The organism is Gordonia sp. NPDC003425 (assembly GCF_053588635.1).
In genome coordinates, this window is record NZ_JBSFQI010000006.1 from 121,620 (window position 1) to 142,486 (window position 20,867).

18 protein-coding genes and 1 pseudogene are annotated in these 20,867 nt (G+C 66.5%); 5 read left to right on the top strand and 14 right to left on the bottom strand.

The genetic code is table 11. From position 1 onward, the window contains the following. The first annotated feature begins 147 nt into the window (after window positions 1-147). Window positions 148-1,785 carry a fatty-acid--CoA ligase FadD8 gene (gene fadD8 / locus ACWDTD_RS09595; protein ID WP_449746863.1) on the top strand — a complete coding sequence of 546 codons (1,638 nt, stop codon included), beginning with the start codon at window positions 148-150 and terminating at the stop codon, window positions 1,783-1,785. Here the strand turns inward: fadD8 and ACWDTD_RS09600 are convergent. Then, window positions 1,741-2,952, bottom strand: a complete 1,212-nt coding sequence (locus tag ACWDTD_RS09600; protein ID WP_449746864.1) for an MFS transporter — start codon at window positions 2,950-2,952, stop codon at window positions 1,741-1,743. The genes fadD8 and ACWDTD_RS09600 overlap by 45 nt on opposite strands. A gap of 116 nt (window positions 2,953-3,068) precedes the next feature. Next, a pseudogene (locus ACWDTD_RS09605) lies at window positions 3,069-4,326 on the bottom strand (cytochrome P450). Window positions 4,327-4,472: 146 nt separating this feature from the next. Between ACWDTD_RS09605 and ACWDTD_RS09610 the strand changes: the two are divergent. Beyond that, on the top strand, window positions 4,473-5,087 hold the full coding sequence (locus tag ACWDTD_RS09610) for a TetR/AcrR family transcriptional regulator (RefSeq protein WP_449746865.1): 615 nt from the start codon (window positions 4,473-4,475) through the stop codon (window positions 5,085-5,087). Here the strand turns inward: ACWDTD_RS09610 and ACWDTD_RS09615 are convergent. Both ACWDTD_RS09615 and ACWDTD_RS09620 read right to left on the bottom strand, forming a co-directional pair. Continuing rightward, window positions 5,068-5,493, bottom strand: coding sequence for a nitroreductase family deazaflavin-dependent oxidoreductase (locus ACWDTD_RS09615; protein ID WP_449747004.1), 426 nt, complete (start codon window positions 5,491-5,493; stop codon window positions 5,068-5,070). The genes ACWDTD_RS09610 and ACWDTD_RS09615 overlap by 20 nt on opposite strands. Before the next feature lie 58 nt (window positions 5,494-5,551). After that, window positions 5,552-6,715, bottom strand: a complete 1,164-nt coding sequence (locus ACWDTD_RS09620) for a steroid 3-ketoacyl-CoA thiolase (protein ID WP_449746866.1) — start codon at window positions 6,713-6,715, stop codon at window positions 5,552-5,554. Between the two features lie 221 nt (window positions 6,716-6,936). On the opposite strand from ACWDTD_RS09620, the gene ACWDTD_RS09625 reads away from it, so the two are divergent. Together ACWDTD_RS09625 and ACWDTD_RS09630 are read left to right on the top strand one after the other, a co-directional pair. Continuing rightward, on the top strand, window positions 6,937-8,160 hold the full coding sequence (locus ACWDTD_RS09625; RefSeq protein ID WP_449747005.1) for a cytochrome P450: 1,224 nt from the start codon (window positions 6,937-6,939) through the stop codon (window positions 8,158-8,160). Window positions 8,161-8,181: 21 nt separating this feature from the next. Next, a complete protein-coding gene (locus ACWDTD_RS09630) occupies window positions 8,182-8,631 on the top strand; it encodes a nuclear transport factor 2 family protein (RefSeq protein WP_449747006.1) in 450 nt (149 codons plus the stop codon). Window positions 8,632-8,781: 150 nt separating this feature from the next. Here ACWDTD_RS09630 and ACWDTD_RS09635 read toward each other — a convergent pair whose 3' ends face one another. From ACWDTD_RS09635 to ACWDTD_RS09650, 4 genes are all read right to left on the bottom strand, one after another. After that, a complete protein-coding gene (locus ACWDTD_RS09635) occupies window positions 8,782-9,774 on the bottom strand; it encodes a hypothetical protein (protein ID WP_449746867.1) in 993 nt (330 codons plus the stop codon). Between the two features lie 226 nt (window positions 9,775-10,000). Further along, window positions 10,001-11,179 (bottom strand): thiolase domain-containing protein, encoded by a 1,179-nt coding sequence (locus ACWDTD_RS09640; protein WP_449746868.1) that lies wholly within the window; start codon window positions 11,177-11,179, stop codon window positions 10,001-10,003. After that, window positions 11,179-12,234 (bottom strand): thiolase domain-containing protein, encoded by a 1,056-nt coding sequence (locus ACWDTD_RS09645; RefSeq protein ID WP_449746869.1) that lies wholly within the window; start codon window positions 12,232-12,234, stop codon window positions 11,179-11,181. Before ACWDTD_RS09645 ends, ACWDTD_RS09640 begins: the two co-directional genes overlap by 1 nt. Window positions 12,235-12,284: 50 nt before the next feature. After that, entirely contained in the window at window positions 12,285-13,352 is a 1,068-nt protein-coding gene (locus ACWDTD_RS09650; RefSeq protein WP_449746870.1) for a Zn-ribbon domain-containing OB-fold protein, read from the bottom strand. 87 nt (window positions 13,353-13,439) lie between these two features. Between ACWDTD_RS09650 and ACWDTD_RS09655 the strand changes: the two genes are divergently transcribed. Next, window positions 13,440-14,477, top strand: a complete 1,038-nt coding sequence (locus ACWDTD_RS09655; protein WP_449746871.1) for an LLM class F420-dependent oxidoreductase — start codon at window positions 13,440-13,442, stop codon at window positions 14,475-14,477. Between the two features lie 54 nt (window positions 14,478-14,531). On the opposite strand, the gene ACWDTD_RS09660 is transcribed toward ACWDTD_RS09655, so the two are convergent. The 6 genes from ACWDTD_RS09660 to ACWDTD_RS09685 all read right to left on the bottom strand — a co-directional run bounded on the left by ACWDTD_RS09660 (window position 14,532) and on the right by ACWDTD_RS09685 (window position 20,799). Next, the gene (locus ACWDTD_RS09660) at window positions 14,532-15,674 is read right to left on the bottom strand and encodes a glutamate--cysteine ligase (protein WP_449746872.1); all 1,143 of its coding nucleotides are present in this window, start codon (window positions 15,672-15,674) and stop codon (window positions 14,532-14,534) included. Window positions 15,675-15,678: 4 nt separating this feature from the next. After that, window positions 15,679-16,341, bottom strand: coding sequence for a methionine ABC transporter permease (locus ACWDTD_RS09665; protein ID WP_449746873.1), 663 nt, complete (start codon window positions 16,339-16,341; stop codon window positions 15,679-15,681). Then, window positions 16,338-17,369, bottom strand: coding sequence for a methionine ABC transporter ATP-binding protein (locus ACWDTD_RS09670; protein ID WP_449746874.1), 1,032 nt, complete (start codon window positions 17,367-17,369; stop codon window positions 16,338-16,340). Before ACWDTD_RS09670 ends, ACWDTD_RS09665 begins: the two co-directional genes overlap by 4 nt. 39 nt (window positions 17,370-17,408) lie before the next feature. Continuing rightward, window positions 17,409-18,380 carry a MetQ/NlpA family ABC transporter substrate-binding protein gene (locus ACWDTD_RS09675; protein ID WP_449746875.1) on the bottom strand — a complete coding sequence of 324 codons (972 nt, stop codon included), beginning with the start codon at window positions 18,378-18,380 and terminating at the stop codon, window positions 17,409-17,411. Window positions 18,381-18,511: 131 nt separating this feature from the next. Beyond that, complete coding sequence (locus ACWDTD_RS09680; protein WP_449746876.1) at window positions 18,512-19,963, bottom strand: cytochrome P450; 1,452 nt, start codon at window positions 19,961-19,963, stop codon at window positions 18,512-18,514. A 53-nt stretch (window positions 19,964-20,016) separates the two neighbouring features. Beyond that, window positions 20,017-20,799 carry a crotonase/enoyl-CoA hydratase family protein gene (locus tag ACWDTD_RS09685; RefSeq protein ID WP_449746877.1) on the bottom strand — a complete coding sequence of 261 codons (783 nt, stop codon included), beginning with the start codon at window positions 20,797-20,799 and terminating at the stop codon, window positions 20,017-20,019. Between the last annotated feature and the right edge of the window lie 68 nt (window positions 20,800-20,867).

Consider the following 20,867-nt stretch of genomic DNA (forward strand, 5'->3'; position numbering starts at 1 on the left):
CTCCGATCGTAGAGAGCTACCGACGGGTAGGTAGTAGAACGTGTTCTAGGCGTTCTCGGGAGGGCCGTGCGGACCATTTGCGCATTTCACAGAGCTGATCGTGCCGACACGCTTCCCTGATTGTGAAACACGTCCTAATCTCGTGCCATGGCTGCTGACTCCTCCGACACCCACTTCGACCACCTGCGTGGCGGTACGCACATGGGTGACTATCTGGTGGCGGCGCTACGTCGTCATGCCGATCGCAACGTGCTCGAACTCGGCGGCACCACCCTGACCGGCGGACAGATGGCCGCCGCGATCAGCCGCTACGTGCAGGCCTTCGAATCGCTGGGGGCCGGTTCGGGTACCGCGGTGGGTCTGCTGGCACTCAACCGTCCCGAGGTGCTGCTGGTGATCGGTGCCGGACAGACGCAGGGCTGGCGACGCACCGCGTTGCATCCGCTCGGCTCGCTCGACGATCACGCCTACGTTCTGGCCGACGCCGGGGTGACCACGCTGGTGGTGGATCCGGTGCCCATGTTCGTCGAACGCGCGGTGGCGCTCGTCGAGCGCGTGGCCGGCCTCAAACAGGTACTCACCCTCGGCCCGGTGCCCGAAGCGCTCGCTGCGGTCGGTCGCGACGTGATCGCCGAGGCCGACACGTTTGCGCCCCGACCGCTCGTCGCGGCGCAACTGGCCCCGGATCACGCCGTGTCGATCACCTACACCGGCGGCACCACCGGAAAACCCAAGGGAATCATCGGAACCGCTCGCGCGATGGCCACCATGACCCAGATCCAACTCGCCGAGTGGGAATGGCCCGACCGGCCGCGCTTCCTGATGTGCACCCCGCTCTCGCACGCGGGGGCGGCGTTCTTCATGCCCACCCTGCTCAAGGGCGGGTCGATGGTGGTGCTGGCGCGTTTCGATCCGGCGGAGGTGTTGCGGGTGATCGAGGAGGAGAAGATCAGCGCCACCATGCTGGTGCCGTCGATGCTGTATGCCCTGCTCGACCATCCCGACTCGCACACCCGCGACCTGTCATCGTTGGAGACGGTGTATTACGGTGCGTCGCCGATCAATCCGGTGCGTCTGGCCGAGGCGATCGAACGATTCGGACCGATCTTCGCGCAGTATTACGGGCAGTCCGAGGCGCCGATGGTGATCACCTATCTGTCCCGTGACGACCATCCGCGGCCCGGTGAGGACCCGCGCAGACTCGCCAGTTGTGGCCGGCCGTCGGCGTTTTTGCGAACCGCGTTGCTCGGGCCCGACGACAAGCCGGTGCCGCGCGGCGAACCCGGTGAGATCTGTGTCGCCGGGCCGTTGCTGGCCGGCGGCTATCTCGGGCTGCCCGAACAGACCGCGGAGACGTTCCGCGACGGCTGGCTGCGCACCGGTGACGTGGCACGTGAGGACGACGACGGATTCTTCTACATCGTCGACCGCACCAAGGACATGATCGTCACCGGCGGTTTCAACGTGTTTCCGCGCGAGGTGGAAGACGTTGTGGCCGAACATCCCGCGGTGGGTCAGGTCGGTGTGATCGGGATTCCCGACGAGAAGTGGGGAGAGGCGGTCACCGCGGTGGTGGTGTTGCGTGGCGACGCCGACACGTCCGAGGCGGCCAGAGACCGGATCGGGGCCGAGATCCGGGCGGCGGTCCGGGAACGCAAGGGAGCGGTGCAGGCTCCCAAGGAGGTCATCTTCGTCGACTCGTTGCCGCTGACGGCGCTGGGCAAGCCGGACAAGAAGGCGTTACGCGCCCGGTACTGGGCTTCCGCCGGGCGTGGGGTTGGCTGACCGAGTGACCCAGTTCGACCGTCGATACAGCGGAATGCCGACCAGCAGGGCGACGAGCACAATGCCCGCGGCCAGCGCGGGAAGCGCCGGATAACCGAGCGCGTCGGCGACGAACGAGGGTGCGATCGCGCCGATCACCGCGCCCGCGGCGATGATCCCGTTGAGCAATCCCATCGCCGACCCCTCACTTCCGGGGGCCACCGTGACGATGATCATCGTGGCGCCCACCACGTTGAAGGCGTACGCGACGGCCGCGATCACCAGCGCCACCGATCCGATGACCGACTCCCCGGGCAGGTGGGCCGCGTGTGCTGTCGTCATCGCGACGAACGAGGCCAGGGTCAGGATCAGCCCGGCGGCCAGCACCACACCCGGTCCCCACTTGCCGGCGGCCGCTCCGCAGAACGGGTAGACCAGGGTGCCGATGGCCGCACCGATGAGGAACAGGATCGACGACGTCGAGGCCGCGACGGAGAACATGTCCCGCATGATGAGCGGTACGACGTTGAAGAATGTCTGGACGCCGGTCATCGTGAGCAGCCATGTCAGCAGGAAGATGCCGAAGCGGCCCCGTAGCGCGCGAATCATCGTCAAGCGCGAAGTGTCGTCGCTGTGGGTGGCGACCGCGTGCAGGTGTGGCAGCCGGATGAGCGCGGCCAGCAACCCGGCGGCGAGCAGTCCGGCGGTGATCAGCCATCCGAGTCGCAGATGCGACACGGTCACCGCGGCGAGAAGCAAACCCGCCACCTGCCCCGCCCCGTAGGCCATGCGGAACCAGCTCAGCCGATGGTCCCATTCGGCTTTCGGATGGGATTCGACGATGAACAGTCCGGCCACGGTACCGGCCAGCGATCCCGCCCCGCCGAAGATCAGGGCCAGTAGGGCCCACTGCCAGGTGTGCTCGGCAAAGGCGAAGGCGGCCACCGTCGCCGCCATCACCGGGAAGCACCAGAGGAACACCGCGCGCTGCTTGCCGGTGCGGTCGGCGAGTGCGCCGAACACGGGTACGAACAACGCGGCGACATAGAAGGCGGCGACGACGATGCCGACCGCCGTCGCGGTGCCGCCGTGGGCGTCGACGGTGACCGGGATGAGGATCGGCGCGACGCCGAGCACCATCACTCCGACGATCGCGTAGGCGAGGTACCACGGTTCCGTCCAGCGCATGGGTCAGACTCTAGGGTCGCCGCCGCTGCACGGAGCCACGTCTCCGTCTGTACGTCGCAGATTGTGACCCACGGTGCCACCACCGCGCGCCCGACACCGGGCCAGGTGCCCGGGGATCAGCCGACCGGGCACCGCCCGTAGCGCACCGGGAGGTCCTTGACGCCGTTGAGCCATCCCGATCGCACCCGCTTCATCTCACCGATGGCTTCGATGTCGGGCAGGGTGTCGGCGATCGCGTTGAACACCAGGTTCAGTTCCAGCCGTGCGAGATTCGCGCCGATGCAGAAGTGTGCACCGTTGCCGCCGAATGCCAGGTGGGGGTTGGGATCACGCATGATGTCGAAGGTGAAGGGATCGTCGAAGACGTCCTCGTCGTAGTTGGCCGAACTGTAGAACAGTCCGACGCGTTCTCCCCGGGAGATGGCCACGTCGTCCACGGTGGTGTCGACCAGCGCGGTGCGCTGGAAGGCGTGCACCGGACTCGACCACCGCAGGATCTCGTCGACCGCGGTCGGTGGCCGCTCACTCTTGTAGCGCTGCCACTGATCGGGATTGTCCATGAAGGCCCGCATCCCGTGACTGGTGGCATTGCGGGTGGTCTCGTTGCCCGCGGTCATGAGGAGGATCACGAAGAATCCGAACTCGATCTCGGTGAGCGACTCGCCATCGATATCGGCCTTGCACGAGCGTGGTGACGATGTCGTCGGTGGGGTTGCGCCTGCGTTCCTCGGCCATCGTGTAGGCGTATCCGAGGAGTTCGGCGTTGGCCGTTGCGGGGTCGATCGCCTGGTCGGGATCGTCGGTGTTGACGATCGAATCCACCAGCTCGTGGATCCGGCCCCGGTCGGCTTCGGGCACCCCGAGGAGATCCAGAATCGCCTGCAGCGGAAGGTGGATCGAGACATCGTCGACGAAGTTGCCGGTGTCCTTGTGCGCGGCCCGCGTCACTATGTCACGGGCGTACGACGAGAGATCCTCGCTGAGCGCACCCACCGCTTTCGGTGTGAACAGCCGCGAGACGATCTTGCGCAGGCGAGTGTGCTCCGGCGGATCGTGGTTGATCAGAAGGGCTTTGGTGAACTCCAGCTGATCCGGGGTGATGTAGTCGGGAAGCCGGATGACGGCGCCTTTGGCGTTGGTCGACCACACCTGGCTGTTGCGGGAGATCTCACGGACGTGTGCGTGCTTGGAGATCACCCAGTACCCGCCGTCGCTGAATCCCGACGTTCCCGGCGGCTGTTCGTTCCACCAGACGGGGGCGGTCTTGCGCAGATAGGCGAATTCGTCGATCGGCAGGCCTGCGGCCACGACGTCGGGGTCGGTGAAGTCGAATCCCTTTCCGAACGGGCAGGTCTGACCGGTGGTGGCTGTCATGCTCCCTCGTTTTCTCCCGCACGCTCGCGGCGCGCAGAGCAGGTGAGTGTCAGATGTCACTACACCATACAACGAGTGACCATGTGTATGGTGGCGGAGTCCCGGATTTCTGCCGCCGGCACCGAGACGGCCGGTAGGGTGAGGGCGTGCGTACCCACGGATGGGGTGGTCGGGTCCCACGAAACGACGACGAGGCCCGAGCCCGAATCCTGGCCGCGGCGCGCGAGGCGATCGACGAACACGGCGTGGCCGCCAGCATCAGCGACGTCGCGCGGAGCCTCGGGGTGACCCGCCAGACGGTGTACCGCTACTTCAGCGGGACCGAGGAATTGCTGCGTGCCACCGCACTTGACGCGGTGGGCGATTTCCTCGACCGGATCATCGAGCGCATCGCCGGCATCGCCGAACCCGATGTCGCGGTTGTCGACGGCGTGGAGGCGGTTCTCGAAGAGCTCACCACGGATCGCTACGTCGGCGTGCTGTTCGCCCAGGGGCATCTGAGTCTGCCGGCGGTGGGTGAGGTGACCTCGCAGGTGGGTCATGATTTCGTGCTCACGATGGTGACGCGGATGGACGTGGACTGGGCGGCCGCGGGCTACGGCGAACACGAACTCGACCTCGTGGCCGAGATGGTGCTGCGGACTCTGCAGTCGATGGTCCTCGATCCGGGCACGCGGGACCCGACCGGACGCCGCGCGTTTCTGGACGCGTGGCTCGGCGCGGCGATGCGCGCCCTGTCGGTCACGCCGGCGTGCAGATGACCACCGGGATGGTCCGCTGCGTCCAGGCGGCGTAGGTGTCGAAGTCGGCGTAGAGGTCCACCAGGTGCGGCCACAGCGTGGCGCGCTCGTCCTCGTCGGCCGTACGCGCGATGAAATCCTTTGTATCGCTGCCGATCTGGACGGTCACCGCGGGATTGTCGCGCAGATTCAGGTACCACGCCGGGTTGTTCTCCCGGCCACCTTGGGATGCCACCACCACGATGTCGTCGCCGCGCCGCAGGTAGAGCAGGGGTGCGGTGCGCGGCTTGCCGGACTTACGGCCGATGGTGGTGAGCAGACACACCTGGACCGGCTGTCGCAGGGCGGCGCCGACGCGCCACGTGCCCCCGAGACGGCCGCCGGTGAGCCGGTAGATCGCCGTGTTCGCCCGTGAACCCGCCTTCATGAGCGTGCCGACGATCGGCGAATCGAGTTGATCCGGACGGGATTCGGGCTTCACCGCCTCAGATCCGTTCCAGCACAGTGCCGGTGGCCAGTGCCCCACCCGCGCACATGGTGACGAGCGCGGTCTGGCCGTCGGTGCGCTCGAGTTCGTGCAGGGCGGTGGTGATCAGACGGGATCCGGTGCTGCCCACCGGGTGTCCGAGTGCGATGGCACCGCCGTTGACGTTGACGCGGTCGAGGTCGGCGTCGTGCACCTGCGCCCAGCTGAGCACCACCGAGGCGAAGGCCTCGTTGATCTCCACGAGGTCGATGTCCGACAGTGTCATCCCGGCCCTGGCGAGCACCCGTTCGGTGGCCTGAACCGGCCCGTCGAGGTGATAGTGCGGTTCGCTGCCGACGAGCGCGGACGCTCGGATCCGGGCGCGCGGTGTAAGGCCCAGCTCGCGGGCCCTGCTCTCGTCCATCAACAGCACCGCGGCCGCGCCGTCGGAGATCTGCGACGAGGTGCCCGCGGTGTGGATGCCGCCCTCGATCACGGGTCGCAGCGCGCGCAGTGATTCGGTGGTGGTGTCGCGCAGTCCCTGGTCGCGGCTCACGTCGATCACGTTGCCGGTGAACTCGCCCTCCTTGGTGCGCTCGGGAGCCTTCAGGGTCAGCACCTCGCGATCGAAGCGCCCTTCCTCCCAGGCGCGCCGGGCGCGCTGCTGACTCCGGACGCCGAGCGCGTCCACGTCGTCGCGGGTGATGCCGCGCCGCCGGGCGATGCGCTCGGCCGCCTCGAACTGGTTGGGCATGTCGACGTGCCACGAATCGGCGTGATAGGGCCCGGCGTCGACTCCGATGTTGGCGCCGAGCGGCACCTGGGACATCGCCTCGACCCCGCAGGCCATGCCCACGTCGATGGTGTCGGTGGCGATGAGTCCGGCGATGAGATTGACCGCCTGCTGCGCCGATCCGCACTGGCAGTCGACGGTGGTGGACCCGGTCTGTTCGGGTAGCCCCGCCGACAGCCACGCCTTGCGGGTGATGTTGCCCGACTGGGCGCCCGCCTGGGTCACGCAGCCGCCGATGGCCTGCTCGACCAGCGCCGGGTCGATGCCGGCTTGCTCGATGAGTCCGCGCTGCGCGAGACCGAGGAGTTCCTCCGCGTGCAGCCCGGAGAGCCAGCCGTTTCGCTTGCCGATCGGTGTGCGCACTGCTTCGACGATCACCGGTTCGCCCATACCCGACACTCCTTCTCGATGTACTTGCGTCGAGTGGCGACAAGCCGACCCGACATCGGGACAAAATTAGAACAAGTTCTCGTCCGCGTCTACGTCGCAGTGTACGGTGTTGCCTACCGAGACTGAAACACGTTCTCATTTCGAAGACAGGGGTGTGCGCAGTGATCAAGACCGAAGGAGTCGGCTCGTCGGGCACCGAAGCCGCGGCCACGTGCCCGTTCATGAACGAAGCCGGTTGGGACTTCACCAATCCCGACCTCCTCGAGCGCGGCATGCCGGTGCGCGAATTCGCCGAACTGCGTCGCACCGCACCGGTCTGGTGGAACGCACAGCTGCCCGGCAAGGGCGGCGGTTTCCACGACGGCGGCTACTGGGTGATCTCCAAGCATGCGCACATCCGCGAGATCTCCAAGAACAACAACGACTGGGCCACGTCGACCAACGGCGTGATCATGCGCTTCGACGATGAGATGACCAGCGACCAGCTCGACGTCACCAAGGCGTTGCTGATCAACCACGACCCGCCCGAGCACACCCGACTGCGCAAGATCGTGTCGAAGGCGTTCACGCCGAAGGCGGTGCAGGCGCTCGAGGACAAGCTCGACGATGCCGCGCGCACCATCGTTCGACGCGCCGCCGACCGCGGCACCGGAGACTTCGTCCACGACGTGGCCGTCGACCTGCCGTTGCTCGCGATCGCCGACCTGCTCGGCGTACCCGAAGACGACCGCGACAAGCTGTTCAATTGGTCGAACTCGATGATGAACTACGACGACCCGGAGTTCGACGAAGACCCACAGATGGCGTCCGCGGAGATCCTCGGTTACGGCTACACCATGGCCGAGGAGCGTCGGAAATGCCCGGTGGACGACATCGTCACCAAACTCGTCGAGGCCGACATCGACGGTCAGTCGCTCGACGAGACCGAGTTCGGGTTCTTCTTCATCCTGCTGACCGTGGCCGGCAACGAAACCACCCGGAATGCGATCAGTCACGGCATGAACGCGTTTCTCGAGCACCCCGACCAGTGGGAACTGTTCAAAAAGGAACGTCCCTCGACCGCCGTCGACGAGATCGTCCGCTGGGCCACGCCGGTGAACTGCTTCCAGCGCACCGCGAAGAACGACACCACGGTGGGTGGTGTCGACATCGCGGCCGGGCAGCGGGTGGGCCTGTTCTACGGATCGGCCAACTTCGACGAGGACGTGTTCGACGACCCGTTCAGCTTCAACATCCTGCGTGATCCCAACCCGCACGTCGGATTCGGCGGCAACGGCGCGCACTTCTGCGTCGGCGCGAACCTGGCCCGCATGGAGATCAACCTGATGTTCAACGCGCTCGCCGACATCGTGCCCGACATCTCCCGCCTGGAGGCGCCGCGGCGGCTGCGGCACGGGTGGATCAACGGGGTCAAGGAACTCCGCGTCGACTATGGCACCCGCTAGATGGCGCCGGACGGGCAGGCGATGACGGCGGCCGCCGATACCCCGGCCTATCTGAACATCGACCGCGACAACCATCCCGCCGTCGTGGCGGGTCGGCGCTCCCGGGCGGCGGTGGTGGCCCGCGACAAGGCGGCGTGGCTCGACAACTTCACCGACGACGCGAAGGTGGAGGACCCCGTCGGTCCGTCGATGTTCGACGCCGAGGGTGTGGGATTTCAAGGGCGAGAACGTATCTCGCAGTTCTGGGATCTCTCGATCGGCACCACCGAGAGCATCGAGTTCGTGTTCGACGAGGAGATCATCTGCGGCCCCGAGGTCGCCTACATCGGGAGCATCGTCACGCACATCGCCGGACATGTGTCGCAGGCACGAGGGGTGTTCACCTACCGTGCCGCCCCCGACGGCCGACTCGAAGCGCTGCGCGCGTTCTGGGAGGTCGAGAAGACCATCAACTCGGTGCGCAAGGCCTGATCTGCCGGGATACCGAAAGTAGGGGAAGGTTGGTCTTCCCCTACTTCTCGCACCTTCCCCCAGAAAGTTCTCGGGGAAGAGCACGAAAGTAGGGGAGGAATCGGTCGGGAGTGCCCCAGACAACCAAGGTCGGAGGGGCTCAAGATCGAGTCACCGGATGAGGCCGGCGCGGCGGAGCGCGGACCGGATCTTGCGAATCACCACCGCCGGCGTCATCAACTCTTGCCACGTCCATCGCACGACGATGATGTCGCAGTCTCGGATTGCGTCTTCGCGGAGTTTCTCCGCGTAGATCACGTCCTCGGGGAGTCGGTGGCCGCTCGCCGGAGCCGCGCGGTGGTACTTGAATCGCCCGTCGAACTCGCCGACCACCCGTAGCTGTCCATCGGAGTCGCGCCACCCTGTGTCACAACGTTTCACGTCGCCGCCGTCGACCTTCACCGCAACCTGCAAGTCCGGGAACGGAATCGAGCCGTCCTCGAGGAGGATGCAACAACTCAACGATTCCCCGATCGATTCGCAGAGATCTGTCGAATGGACATGCGCTGTTCTGAGGGTCTCGATCCCGTGGGTACCTTTGAGTGCGTCGATGACAGGCTCGAGCGAGATGGGCAGATCGCGTCGTCGGCTCTCGAACAAACCAGAGTTGAGCGCGCAGATCGCTTGCCGGATGGATCCGTCGCGCGCGACGTCGCACACTGTCCGGGCGATACTCGTGACCACGATGCCCTGGTACTCCGTCAGATGCTCGGGATCGACCGATGTCTGATGGATGACCAGTCCAGGCGACGTCCGTCCGGATTTCTCGGAGATGAAGTGCGCCGTCGACCTGTCGGGTTGGAGGAGCGGCACTTGCAGGAGTGCGGCTGCCGACTGGTGGCTCGGGTAGCGTCGGCTGCCACCGGTGCGGACCGCGGCCACGACCTTGTCGCGATATTTCGCTTCGCGCGCTGCGTAAGAGTCTTCGCCCTCCGGCGCCACCGTCGAAATGTAGGACCCCCAGTGGATTCGCTCGATGGCGTTGGTGCGCAGGGCATAACGAATATCGGCGTCGGTGCTGCCGGTGCGGATGGCCTCGCGACGCAGAATGAGACGGTCCGCTGCGGGCGGTTGGCGAAGGTCGAATTCGTCAGGATCGATCATGGGCCGATCTTGCCAAGCGCCACGTCGACCGCAGCTGCTCTATCCACAGACCATTGAGTGAGCAGAACCCTCCCCTACTTGTGGGCTCATCCGCGAGAAATTTCCAGGGGAAGGCGCCGAAAGTAGGGGAACGTTGTTCTTCCCCTACTTTCGGTGGGTAGGTAGGTCGGTGGGTGGGTCGGTGGGTGGGTCGGTGGGTCGGGTGGGTGGGCGGAAAGGCAGGCGGCTAGTGCGTCGGCTTGTCGGCGCCGACCAGCCACATCGAAAAGTACTGCGACCCACCGCCGTAGGCGTGGCCGAGTGCCTTGCGCGCGTCGGCCACCTGGTGTGCGCCGGCCTTGCCCATCACCTGGATGGCGGCCTCGGCGAACCGGATCATGCCCGACGCACCGATCGGATTCGACGACAACACCCCACCGGAGGCGTTGACCGGGATGCGGCCCCCGATCTCCGTCTCGCCGGCCTCGGTGAGCTTCCAGCCCTCGCCCTCCGGGGCAAATCCGAGGCTCTCGAGCCACATCGGTTCGAACCAGGAGAACGGTACGTAGATCTCGGCGGCATCGATCTCGTCGATCGGGTTGTCGATACCGCCGGCCTTCCACAGCGCCGCGGCGGCGTCGCGACTCGCCTGTGGGTTCACCACGTTGCGGTGGGCGAACGAGAGCGGTTCGGTGCGCATCGCGGTGGCGTGCACCCACGCGACCGGATCGCCTTGCGCCACAGCGGCATCGGCCGACTCCTCGTCGCCGATCACCACCGCGCAGGCACCGTCCGACGACGGGCAGGTCTCGTCGTAGCGGATGGGATCCCACAGCATCTGCGAGCTCATCACCTTCTCGACGGTCTGATCGGGCTGGTGCAGATGGGCCAGGGGGTTGAGCGCGCCGTTGCGGCGATCCTTGGCCGCGACCACCGCCCCGATGTGCTCGGGTGCGCCCGACTGCCGGATGTAGGCGCGCACGTGCGGTGCGAAGAAGCCGCCCGCCCCGGCGCCGACCGGTTTGGTGAACGGAACCGGAATCGACAACGCCCACATGGCATTGCTCTCCGACTGCTTCTCCCACGCCACCGCCAGCACCCGCCGGTGGATGCCCGCGAATACCAGCGACGCCGCCACGTTGGCCGTCGACCCGCCGACCGAACCGGCCGTGTGCACCCGGATCAGGCGCTTGCCCACCGCGCCGATCGCCTCGGCCATCGCCAGTTCGGGCATCATGACGCCCTCGAACAGATCGGGGGCCTTGCCGATCACGATGGCGTCGATCTCATCGATCGACACCTTCGCGTCGGCCAGTGCGGCGTCGATCGCCTCCCGGCACATTCCGGCCATCGTCACGTCCTGCCGTTTGGCGACGTAACGTGTCTGGCCGGTGCCCAGTACCGCGGCGCGGTTGTTGTGTGCCATCAGTTCTCGTCTCCCACCTGGGCTGCCTCGTCGGAACTCAGCGTGACCACCATGTTCTGTTGCAGCAGTGGACCGCTGGTGGCGTGCGCGACCGCGGTGCGCGCGCCGCCGGTGAGGATGGCGTGCGCGGCGTAGCCGATCCGCTGCAATCCCACCGAGAACAGGGAGTTGCCCGCCAGTGCGCCCCCCGACGGGTTGATGCGCACCGAATCGGGCAGGTCGAGGGCGTTGCGCACGATCAGCTCCTGGTGGGTGAAGGGCGCGCAGATCTCGGCCACGTCGACCGCGCGACCACGCTCCCCGAACGCGGTGTCGGCGGCCAGCCGTGTCGACGGCGACACGGTGAGGTCGCGGGCGCCGAAGTTGGGCGTGTCGATCCGGTGATCCCAGCCGGTCACGAACGCCGGATTGGCCACGAGTTCGCGAGCACGTCGCTCCGAGGCGATGATGACGGCCGCCGCGGCGTCGGTGTACGGCGCGATATCGTGTGCGCGCAACGGATTCGCGACGTACTCGGCGGCCAGCAGCGACTCCACCGAGGCGCCCGAGGTGCGTGCGGCAACGGCCGCCATGTCGGCCTCGGTCCATGCGCCCGAATCGATTCCGGCACGGGCCTGTAGCCCGGCGAGCGCGGTGGCGCCCGGCCGCAACGGCGCGACGGTGTAGGGGTCGGTCTGCAGCGACAGGGTGAGGTCCGCGTCTCCGGCCGACGGCTTGCCGAATCCGTAGGCCAGCGCCAGGTCGACCTCACCGGTGGCGATCTTCACCCACGCCTCGTACAGCGCCCAGGCGCCGTCCATCTCGACATGCGATTCGTTGATCGGCGGCATCGCGCCGATCGAGTCGATCGCGGAGATGAACGAGAAGGCGCGTCCGGCAAGGTAATCCGACGACCCACTGCACCAGAACTCGATGTCGGTGCGCTCGATGCCGAGTTCGGCGTAGAGCTTGTGGAAGCAGGGGATCAGCATCTCGACACCGTTGGTGGTGCCGTGCGTCCCGACGATGTTGGGACTGTGCGCGAATCCGACGATCGCGATCCGGGGAAGGGCCACAGGTTCTCCTAGACGGGTGCGGTGATACCGGGACGGACGTGTATTGGGACTCAGAGGAATTCGCGGTAGGACTCGTAGTCGGCGTCGGGTTCTCCGGTCGGTGCGAAATGGCTGATGCTGCCCAGCGACAGTTCGCGCTCGCCGTCGGGCACCCACACGGCGCGCACCCGCATACCCATGCGCACCTCGTCGGCCGGGCAGTCGAGGATCAGGTGCAGAAACGGGATGTCGGTGCCGTCGAGCAGCACATAGGCCGCCACGTACGGCGGTGTGATCCGCTGCCCCCTGAAGGGAACGTTGACGATGCAGAAGGTGGTGACCGTCCCGGCGTCGGACAGCTCCACACGTTCGGTCGCCGGTGCTCCGTCCGACGGGCTGACCGCACGCGGCGGGAAGTACACCCGCCCCGCGTCGACCCCCGAGCCGATGCGCGACCCGATGAGCTTGCCCTCGGCGAGCCCGCGCAGGTAGTCACTCTCCTCGGGGGTGGCCGAATGGGTGATGGTGGTGGTGATGGGGACGGTGATCACGACGAGTCCGTCCTCGGTCGCCGCAGGCTCGGATGCGTCCGTCTTACCGGGGGAGTCCTCCGGTGTGGCCGTTGCACGTGCCGGTTCGGGTGCGGCAGCGAAATGGGCGATGTCGCTGATCGCCCCGGTGCGTGCCGCTCGCCACACCGCGTGGACCCGCATCCCGGTGCTCAAGGCGTCGGGGCCGTCGGCCGCCACCACGTGCAGCAGCGCCGTGTCGGCACCGTCGAGCCTGATCAGGGCCCAGGCGAACGGAACGTCGCGGGGTTGTCCGTCGGCGGGTGAGCCGTTCCAGGACCACGCCGTGACGATGCCCGAATCGCCGACGTCGACGATGTCGGTCACCGGAGCACCGGTCGCCGGATCGAACTCGAGGGGCGGCACCGCGACCGTGCCGTCGCTGCACCGTGATCCGACGATGCGGGCCTCGCGCAGTGCCAGCGCGAACCGGCTCAACACCGGCCCCAGTGAGCGCGTGTAACCGAACGTGTTGGTCAGCGGGGCGGTGAGGATGTCGGTGCCCGGATCGGGGACGGTCGCGACCGGGCTCTGGGAGGCCGGACGCGTGGCGGTTGAGATGCTGCTCACACTTCGAGTAGAACACGTTCTAGTATTGGGACACAAGGTGCGCCCGTCAACGTCGCCGGAGGCGCGTCGGAGAGAGAGGTTGTTGGCGTGAAACTCGCACTGCAGCTTGGGTATTGGGGTGCAGGTCCGATCGATGACGCGCCGGCGCTGATCGCCGCGGCGGAGGCGGCCGGATTCGACGCCGTGTTCACCGCGGAATCGTGGGGCTCGGATGCGTACACACCGCTGGCGTGGTGGGGTGCGGCCACGACGCGTGTGCGGCTCGGCACCGCCGTCGCCCAGCTCTCCGCGCGTCCGCCCACCTCGCTGGCCATGCACGCGCTGACGCTCGATCACCTCTCCGGCGGTCGCCACATCATCGGCCTGGGCGTCTCCGGACCCCAGGTGGTGGAGGGCTGGTACGGGCAGCCGTTCGCGAAACCGCTGGCCCGCACCCGCGAATACGTGCGGATCGTGCGCGAGGTGCTCGCCCGGGAGGATCGGGTGACCAACGCGGGCGCGCACTACCCGCTGCCGTATCCGGCCGATGCCGCCGGGTCGACGGGACTGGGCAAGCCGCTCAAGTCGATCACTCATCCGCTGCGCGCCGACATCCCGATCTGGCTCGGCGCGGAGGGGCCCCGGAACGTGGCACAGACCGCCGAGATCGCCGACGGCTGGCTGGCGATCTTCTACTCGCTGCGCCTGGCCGACCGCTACGAGCAGTGGCTCGCCGAGGGCTTCGCGCGGCCCGGTGCCCGTCGCACCCGGGACGATTTCGAGGTGGCGGCCACCGTTCAGGTCGCCATCACCGACGACGTCGCCGCGACGATCGACGCCTACCGGCCGGCCACCGCGCTCTACGTCGGCGGCATGGGAGCCAAGGAGAAGAACTTCCATGCCGACCTGTACCGGCGTATGGGCTACGGCGAGGTGGTCGACGAGATCGGCAGCCTGTTCCTGGCCGGACGCAAGGCCGAGGCGCTGGCCGCCGTCCCCGACGAGATGGTCCGCGAGACGATGATCGTCGGAAATGCCGACGAGGTGCGCGAGCAGATCAAGCAGTGGGAGGCGGCGGGGGTGTCGATGCTCATGGTGACCGCGCGTGACACCGACACGATCCGGGAGCTCGGCACACTGGTGTGAGGACCGTGTGCAGTGGCCTGGGACGTGAGTGGCCGGGGGACTCGACGGGGGCCGTCAGCGCAGACTGGTGATCGTGTTGTCGCGGAACTCCGACACCAGCGCACCCACCACCGCGCGCAGGCTGCCCGAGTTGGCCTCGGCCACCCGCAGTTGCCGCAGATAGCTCGGACCCCGGTCGAGGATGGTGTGGATCCGCAGCAGTTCGTCCAGGTTGCCCAACTCGCGTGCGATCGGACCGAGGGTCTCGATGAGCTCGCCGATCACGTCGACCGCGAGTCGCTCGTCCCCGTCGGGACTGGTGATGACGATGGTGTCGATGCCATAACGGGCTGCGCGCCACTTGTTCTCGCGCTGATACCAGGCCGGAAACGGTGTGATCTCCCGTCCGGCGTCCAACTGCCGGGACAGATGTTCGGCCAGGCACTGGCCGAACGCCGCCACCGCACCGATCTCGTACGCGGTCGGGATGCCGTCGAACGCCCGTATCTCGATGGTTCCCCACTTCGGCGAGGGCCGGACGTCCCAGCGGAGATCGCCCACCCCGTCGATCACGCCGATGCGTAGTTCGTCGGCCACCATCTTCTCGTAACCAGCCCAGTCGTCGAATATCGGAGGCAGTCCCGCGGTGGGCAATTGCTGGAAGAGGAGGGCACGGTTGGATGCGTAGCCGGTCTCTTCGCCGGCCCAGAACGGACTCGACGCGCTGAGCACACCGAACAGCGGGAGATGATTGAGCAGGCCGTTGAGTATCGGGATCACCTTGTCGCGCCGATCGATTCCGATGTGGATGTGCACGCCCCAGATCATCATCTGACGTCCCCACCATTGTGTGCGGTCGATGAGCGTGTCGTAGCGCGGGTTTCCGGGTGTGACCTGTTGGCCGAACCACTGACTGAACGGGTGGGTACCCGACGACATGATCTCCACGCCGTCCGGTTCGGCGAGGTCGATGATCCTTTCCGACATCGCCCGCAGTTCGTCGACGGCCCCGCCGACGTGCGAGTGCGGAGCACTCACCAGTTCCAGTGTGTTGGTGAGGAGTTCACCGGTCACATGGGGGAACGAGGTGGCCGGCCCCAATTGCGCCAGCAGCGCGGGTGCGGCCGGGCTCAGTTCACCGCTGCGCCGGTCGACGCACGCGACTTCCCACTCGAGGCCGATCAGTGTGCGTGGGGATGCCGAGAACTGCAGTGCCACGACGTCAGCGCCGTAGGGCTTTGCCCGACAGCCAGTTTCCGAAGAACTGTGCCACCTGGACGATCAAGATGATGGCGAGCACCGCGATCCAGGTGACCCACCAGTTGAAGCGCTGGTAGCCGTACTGGATCGCGAAGTTGCCCAGCCCACCGCCGCCCACCGAGCCTGCCACCGCGGTCATGTCGACGATCGCAATGAACACGAACGTGTAGCCGAGGATCAGCGGTCCGAGAGCCTCGGGGAGCAGCACCCGGGTGATGATCCGAAAGGGGCTGGCGCCCTGGGCCTGTGCGGCTTCGACGACCCCGGGGTCGATCGAGACCAGATTCTGTTCGACGATGCGGGAGATTCCGAAGGTGGCGGCCAGGATCAATGCGAAGATGGCGGCCTTGGTGCCGATCGTGGTGCCGACCACCTTCAGTGTGAGGGGTCCGATGGCCACGATGAAGATGATGAACGGGATGGGCCGGACGAAGTTCACGATCACGTTGAGGATGTTGTACACCCATGTGTTCTGCAGGATTCCGCCGGCGCGCGTGGTGTAGAGCAATACCCCGAGGATCAGGCCGAAGAACCCGCCAACCACCAGCGTGGCCACCACCATTTGCAGTGTCTGCCAAACCGATTCCCAGAAGATCGGCCCGAGTGTGTTCCAGTCGATGTTCATCGGACGTCCTCCACTGCCGAGACCTCACGCAACTGTGCGATCGTCGATTCGATGGCGGCATCCGACCCGTTGAGCATGAGCGTGATGCTGCCGACGGACTTGCCGGCCAAGGCCGAGATGCCCCCGTAGACGAAGTCGAAGGAGAGGTCGGTGGTGCGGCTGGCCTCGGCGAGCACCGGACCGATCGCAGTGTCGTCGGTGACCGACACAGAGACCAGCCGTCCCGGATAGCGCGCCGACAGCAGCGCGGCATCGACTTCGGAGGGCTTGTCGTGCAACGAGTTCTCCACGATCCGCTTGGTGAGTTCCGCCTGGGGGTCGGAGAATATCTGATACACCTCGCCCTGCTCCACGAGCTTGCCCCGATCGAGCACGGCCACCCGGTTGGCGAGCTTGCGCACCACGTCCATCTCGTGGGTGATCACCACCACGGTGATGCCGAATTCCTCGTTGACGCGTTTGAGTAGCCGCAGCACGTCGTTGGTGGTCTGTGGGTCGAGCGCCGAGGTGGCCTCGTCGGCCAGCAGGATCTTGGGGTTGGCGGCCAGCGCGCGGGCTATCCCGACGCGCTGCTTCTGTCCGCCGGACAGTTGTCGTGGGTAGGCCCACGCCTTTTCCGCCAGTCCCACGAAATGGAGCAGTTCGGCGATGCGGTCTCGGTGGCGTTCCTTGGCCCATCCCGCCGACTCCAGCGCGAAGGCGATGTTGCCGTACACGGTGCGCGAGTTCATCAGGTTGAACTGCTGGAACACCATGCCGATCTCGGTGCGCAGCGAACGGATGGCCTTGCCGTTCAGCGTGGTGATGTCCGCACCGTCTATCCGCACACGCCCGGCCGACGGTCGTTCCAGCGCGTTGATGAGTCGAACCACGGTGCTCTTGCCGGCGCCGGACCCGCCGATGATGGCGAAGATGTCGCCCGCGTCGATGGTCAGGCTCACCCCGGAGACCGCGTCGAACGTCTCGGTGCGCGATCCCTCCACCGGATAGGTGACGGTGACGTCGTCGATGTCGATAATGGCGGTCATCTGAGCTCCTGGCGCCGGGGTTCGGGGGGTGAGGAGGCGTCACTTGTCACGGATCTGCTCCTCGAGCTTGGCGGTGATCGCCTCCAGCTGGTCGGCGGGCTTGTTGACGATCACTGCGGTCCCCTTCGAGGCGTCCACGACGGACTTGGTGACCTCGGGTGAGTGATACAGCTCGACGATCTCCTTGTAGGTGGGATTGTCCTTGTCAGCGGCACGGGAGACGAACGCGTTGATGTACGGCTCGGCGGCGGGACTGTCGGGGTCGTCCTTGTAGATCGCCGACTGCGGGTCGATGTTCGCGTCGTTCGCGAATCCGTTGTTGATGACAGCCCCGGCCACCGACGGCAGCGAGGTGACGGTCTGTTGGGCGCTCACCGGGACCACTCGTACCCGCGACTCGGGCAGGATGTCGGTGGGCGTCGAGATGATGCTGCCACCGCCCCGCAGGCTGATGAGTCCGGCCTGCTGCAGAACCAGCAGCGCGCGAGACTGATTGGTCGGGTCGTTGGGGATTGCGATCTGGGCTCCGGACGGAATCTGCTGAACAGACGAGTACTGCCGCGAGTACAGCGCCAGCGGCACCACCACCGTCGACCCGATGGGTGTCAGGTTCTGCGAGGACGAGACGTTGTAGTTCGCCAGGAAGACGAGGTGCTGAAACAGGTTGAGGTCGATCTGTCCCTGTGCCAGCGCAGGATTCGGCTGGGTGTACTCGGAGAAGTTGACCGTCTCGATAGTGATGCCCTTGTCCTTGGCGAGCCGTTTGAGGATCGGCCAGTAGTCGGCGCTGCCCTCGGTGGTGCCGATCGTCACCACTTTGTCGTTGTGTGAGGAGAGCAGGCCCGTGGAACTGAAGAGGGTGAATGCGAGACCCACCACCAGCAGGAGCGCCACCGCCGATCCGGCGATCACCAGGCTGCGGTCGCGCTTCGGCCTGGGCGGCAGCCAGTGCGGATCGGATGCGGCGGCGCCGTCCGCGGGCACCGATGGATCGGGCGTCGATGCACTCATGGACATTGATGATCCGCCAGCACTACATGGCGACGTGCCAGCCGCTTTGTCGGGTACCGCAAGTCCGCAGGCTGACGGTTAAATGCAACCCGATTGTAAGGGGAATGGTCGCGTCGGTTGCCCCGAACCGCTCAGTGAGCGCCCGCCGGGACCTGACTGGGCAGGACCGGCCGGCGTCGCAGGCCGAGTTCAAAACTTCTGGGCACCAGAGTCAATCGTTCGTCGATGCGCAATTCGTAGCCCGGGTCGGCGGCGATGTCGAAACGGTGCAGCAGGCCGGCGAGCACCAGGGTTGCCTCGTGCAGCGCGAACTGACGCCCGATGCAGGCGCGCGCCCCGGTGCCGAAGGGTTTGTAGCTGTGTGCCGGGCGCTTCTTCACGTTCTCCGGCAGAAACCGGTCGGGATCGAAGACGTCGGGGTTGTCCCAGACCGACGGGTCTGTGTGCACCTGGCCGAGAACCACCACCGCCCAGTCCGACGGCCGCATCGGGTATTTCCCGGCCAGGGTGGTGGTCTCGCGCGGGCTGCGCGCGAAGGCGGGCACCGTCGGCCAGATCCGTAGCGCCTCGTCGAGACACCGCCGTATGTAGCGGAACTTGGGGACCTGCTCGAACGTGGGCATCGCGTCGGGGTCGTCGCCGAGGATCTCGGCAACCTCCCGCTGGGCGGCAGCCAGGCATTCGGGATTCTGCGACAGGTAGTAGAGAGTGAAAGACAGCGCCCCCGAGGTGGTTTCGTGTCCTGCCACCAGGAAGGTGAGGATCTGGTAGCGGATGTTGAGCGGGGAGAGTCGTTCACCGGTGTCCGGATGTGTCACGTTGAGCATGATGCCGAGCAGATCGTGTTGGTCGGTGTCGTCCTTGCGTTCGGCGATCAGGTCGTCGAGCAGTGTGTCGACGTAGGCCTGCGGTTCGCTGTTTCGGCGGTCGAGATACCGGGCGAGCAGGCGACCGCCGGGTGCGGTCCGCAAACCGCCCTTGCGACGCCCCGTCTCAAGGGCCCGGATCATCGCCCCGACGAACGGATGTCGTTCGGCGCTCGAGAACGATCCGAAATCGTGGCTGAACGCGGTGCGGCTGAGGGTCTCCATCGTCAGTTTGGTCATGTCGCCGGTGACCTCCACGCGCCTGGTGCCCGACGCGTCGACCGGACGGCGGGTCCAGTAGTCGAACAGTTCGGTTGCGGTGCGCACCATGATCGGGTGATACGAGCGCATCGCCGACTTGGTGAACGCGGGCATCAGCAGGTCATGTGCGAGTTGCCAATTCGGCTCGTCGTTGTACGCGGTGAACAGGCCGTCGCCGGCGTAATCTCGCAGCGCGACGATGGCCGGCGGCAGCGCCTTGCAGAACCGGGTCTCGTCGCACAGCTCCGCGGCGATATCGGCCGACGAGACGAACACGAACTTCTGCCGGAAGATCTGCATCTCGTAGATGGGACCGAGTTGTGCACCGAACTCGAGCACGCTCAGCAGGGGGCTGCGCGGGTCCGCGACACCGAAGTCGCCGACGAATCGCCGGCGGCGACCCGCATGCGGGAACTGCTGACCCGACCAGTCATTGAGGATGTGGCGTCGCACCATCACCCGACGATGCCCTCAGGAACTCGGATGTGTCAAAGGTTTCGAACGGATTCTCATCGACCCGTGAAGATCGGGGTCTGCTTGTCGGCGAACGCCCGCGGCCCCACCTTGGCGTCGGCGCTGGCGAAGACCTTGGCGCCGAGATCGGCGTCGATCTTGAACGCGTCCTCCTCGTGCATGCCCTCGGTGTCGCGGATGGTCCGCAGGATGGCCTGCACCGCGAGGGGTCCGTTGGCGGCGATGCGTTCGGCGATCTCGAGGGCCTTGTCGAGTGCGGCGCCGTCGGGCACCACGTAGCCGATCAGTCCGTACTCCTTGGCCTCGGCGGCGGAGATGTGACGGCCGGTGAGCAGGATGTCGGCGGCGACGGTGTAGGGGATCTGCCGTACCAGCCGCACCGCGCTGCCGCCGAGCGGGAACAGTCCCCAGCGGGCCTCGGAGACGCCGAACTTTGCACTCGCCCCGGCCACCCGGATGTCGGTGCCCTGCAGGATCTCGGTGCCACCGGCGATCGCGGGTCCTTCGACGGCGGCGATCAGCGGTTTGGACAATCGTCTGCCCTTGAGCAGTGCGGGCAGTCGGGTGAGATCCCAGCCGCCCTCGGCGAACTTGTCACCCGGCGCCTTCTGGTTCATCGACTTGAGGTCGGCGCCCGCGCAGAAGTAGCCGCCGGCGCCGGTCAGGATGGCGACGCGGATGTCGGGGTCGGCGTCGACCCGATCCCATGCCTGCTCCATGATGGCCATCATCTCGGTGGAGAGCGCGTTGCGTGCCTCGGGCCGGTTCATCGTCACGATCAGCACGTGACCGCGTTTTTCCACCAGGCAGTCGGGCATCGGTACTCCTTGTGATCGATCCCACTTTTGCGTCTTGCCGAAAACGGTAACACGTTCTAATTTTGTGG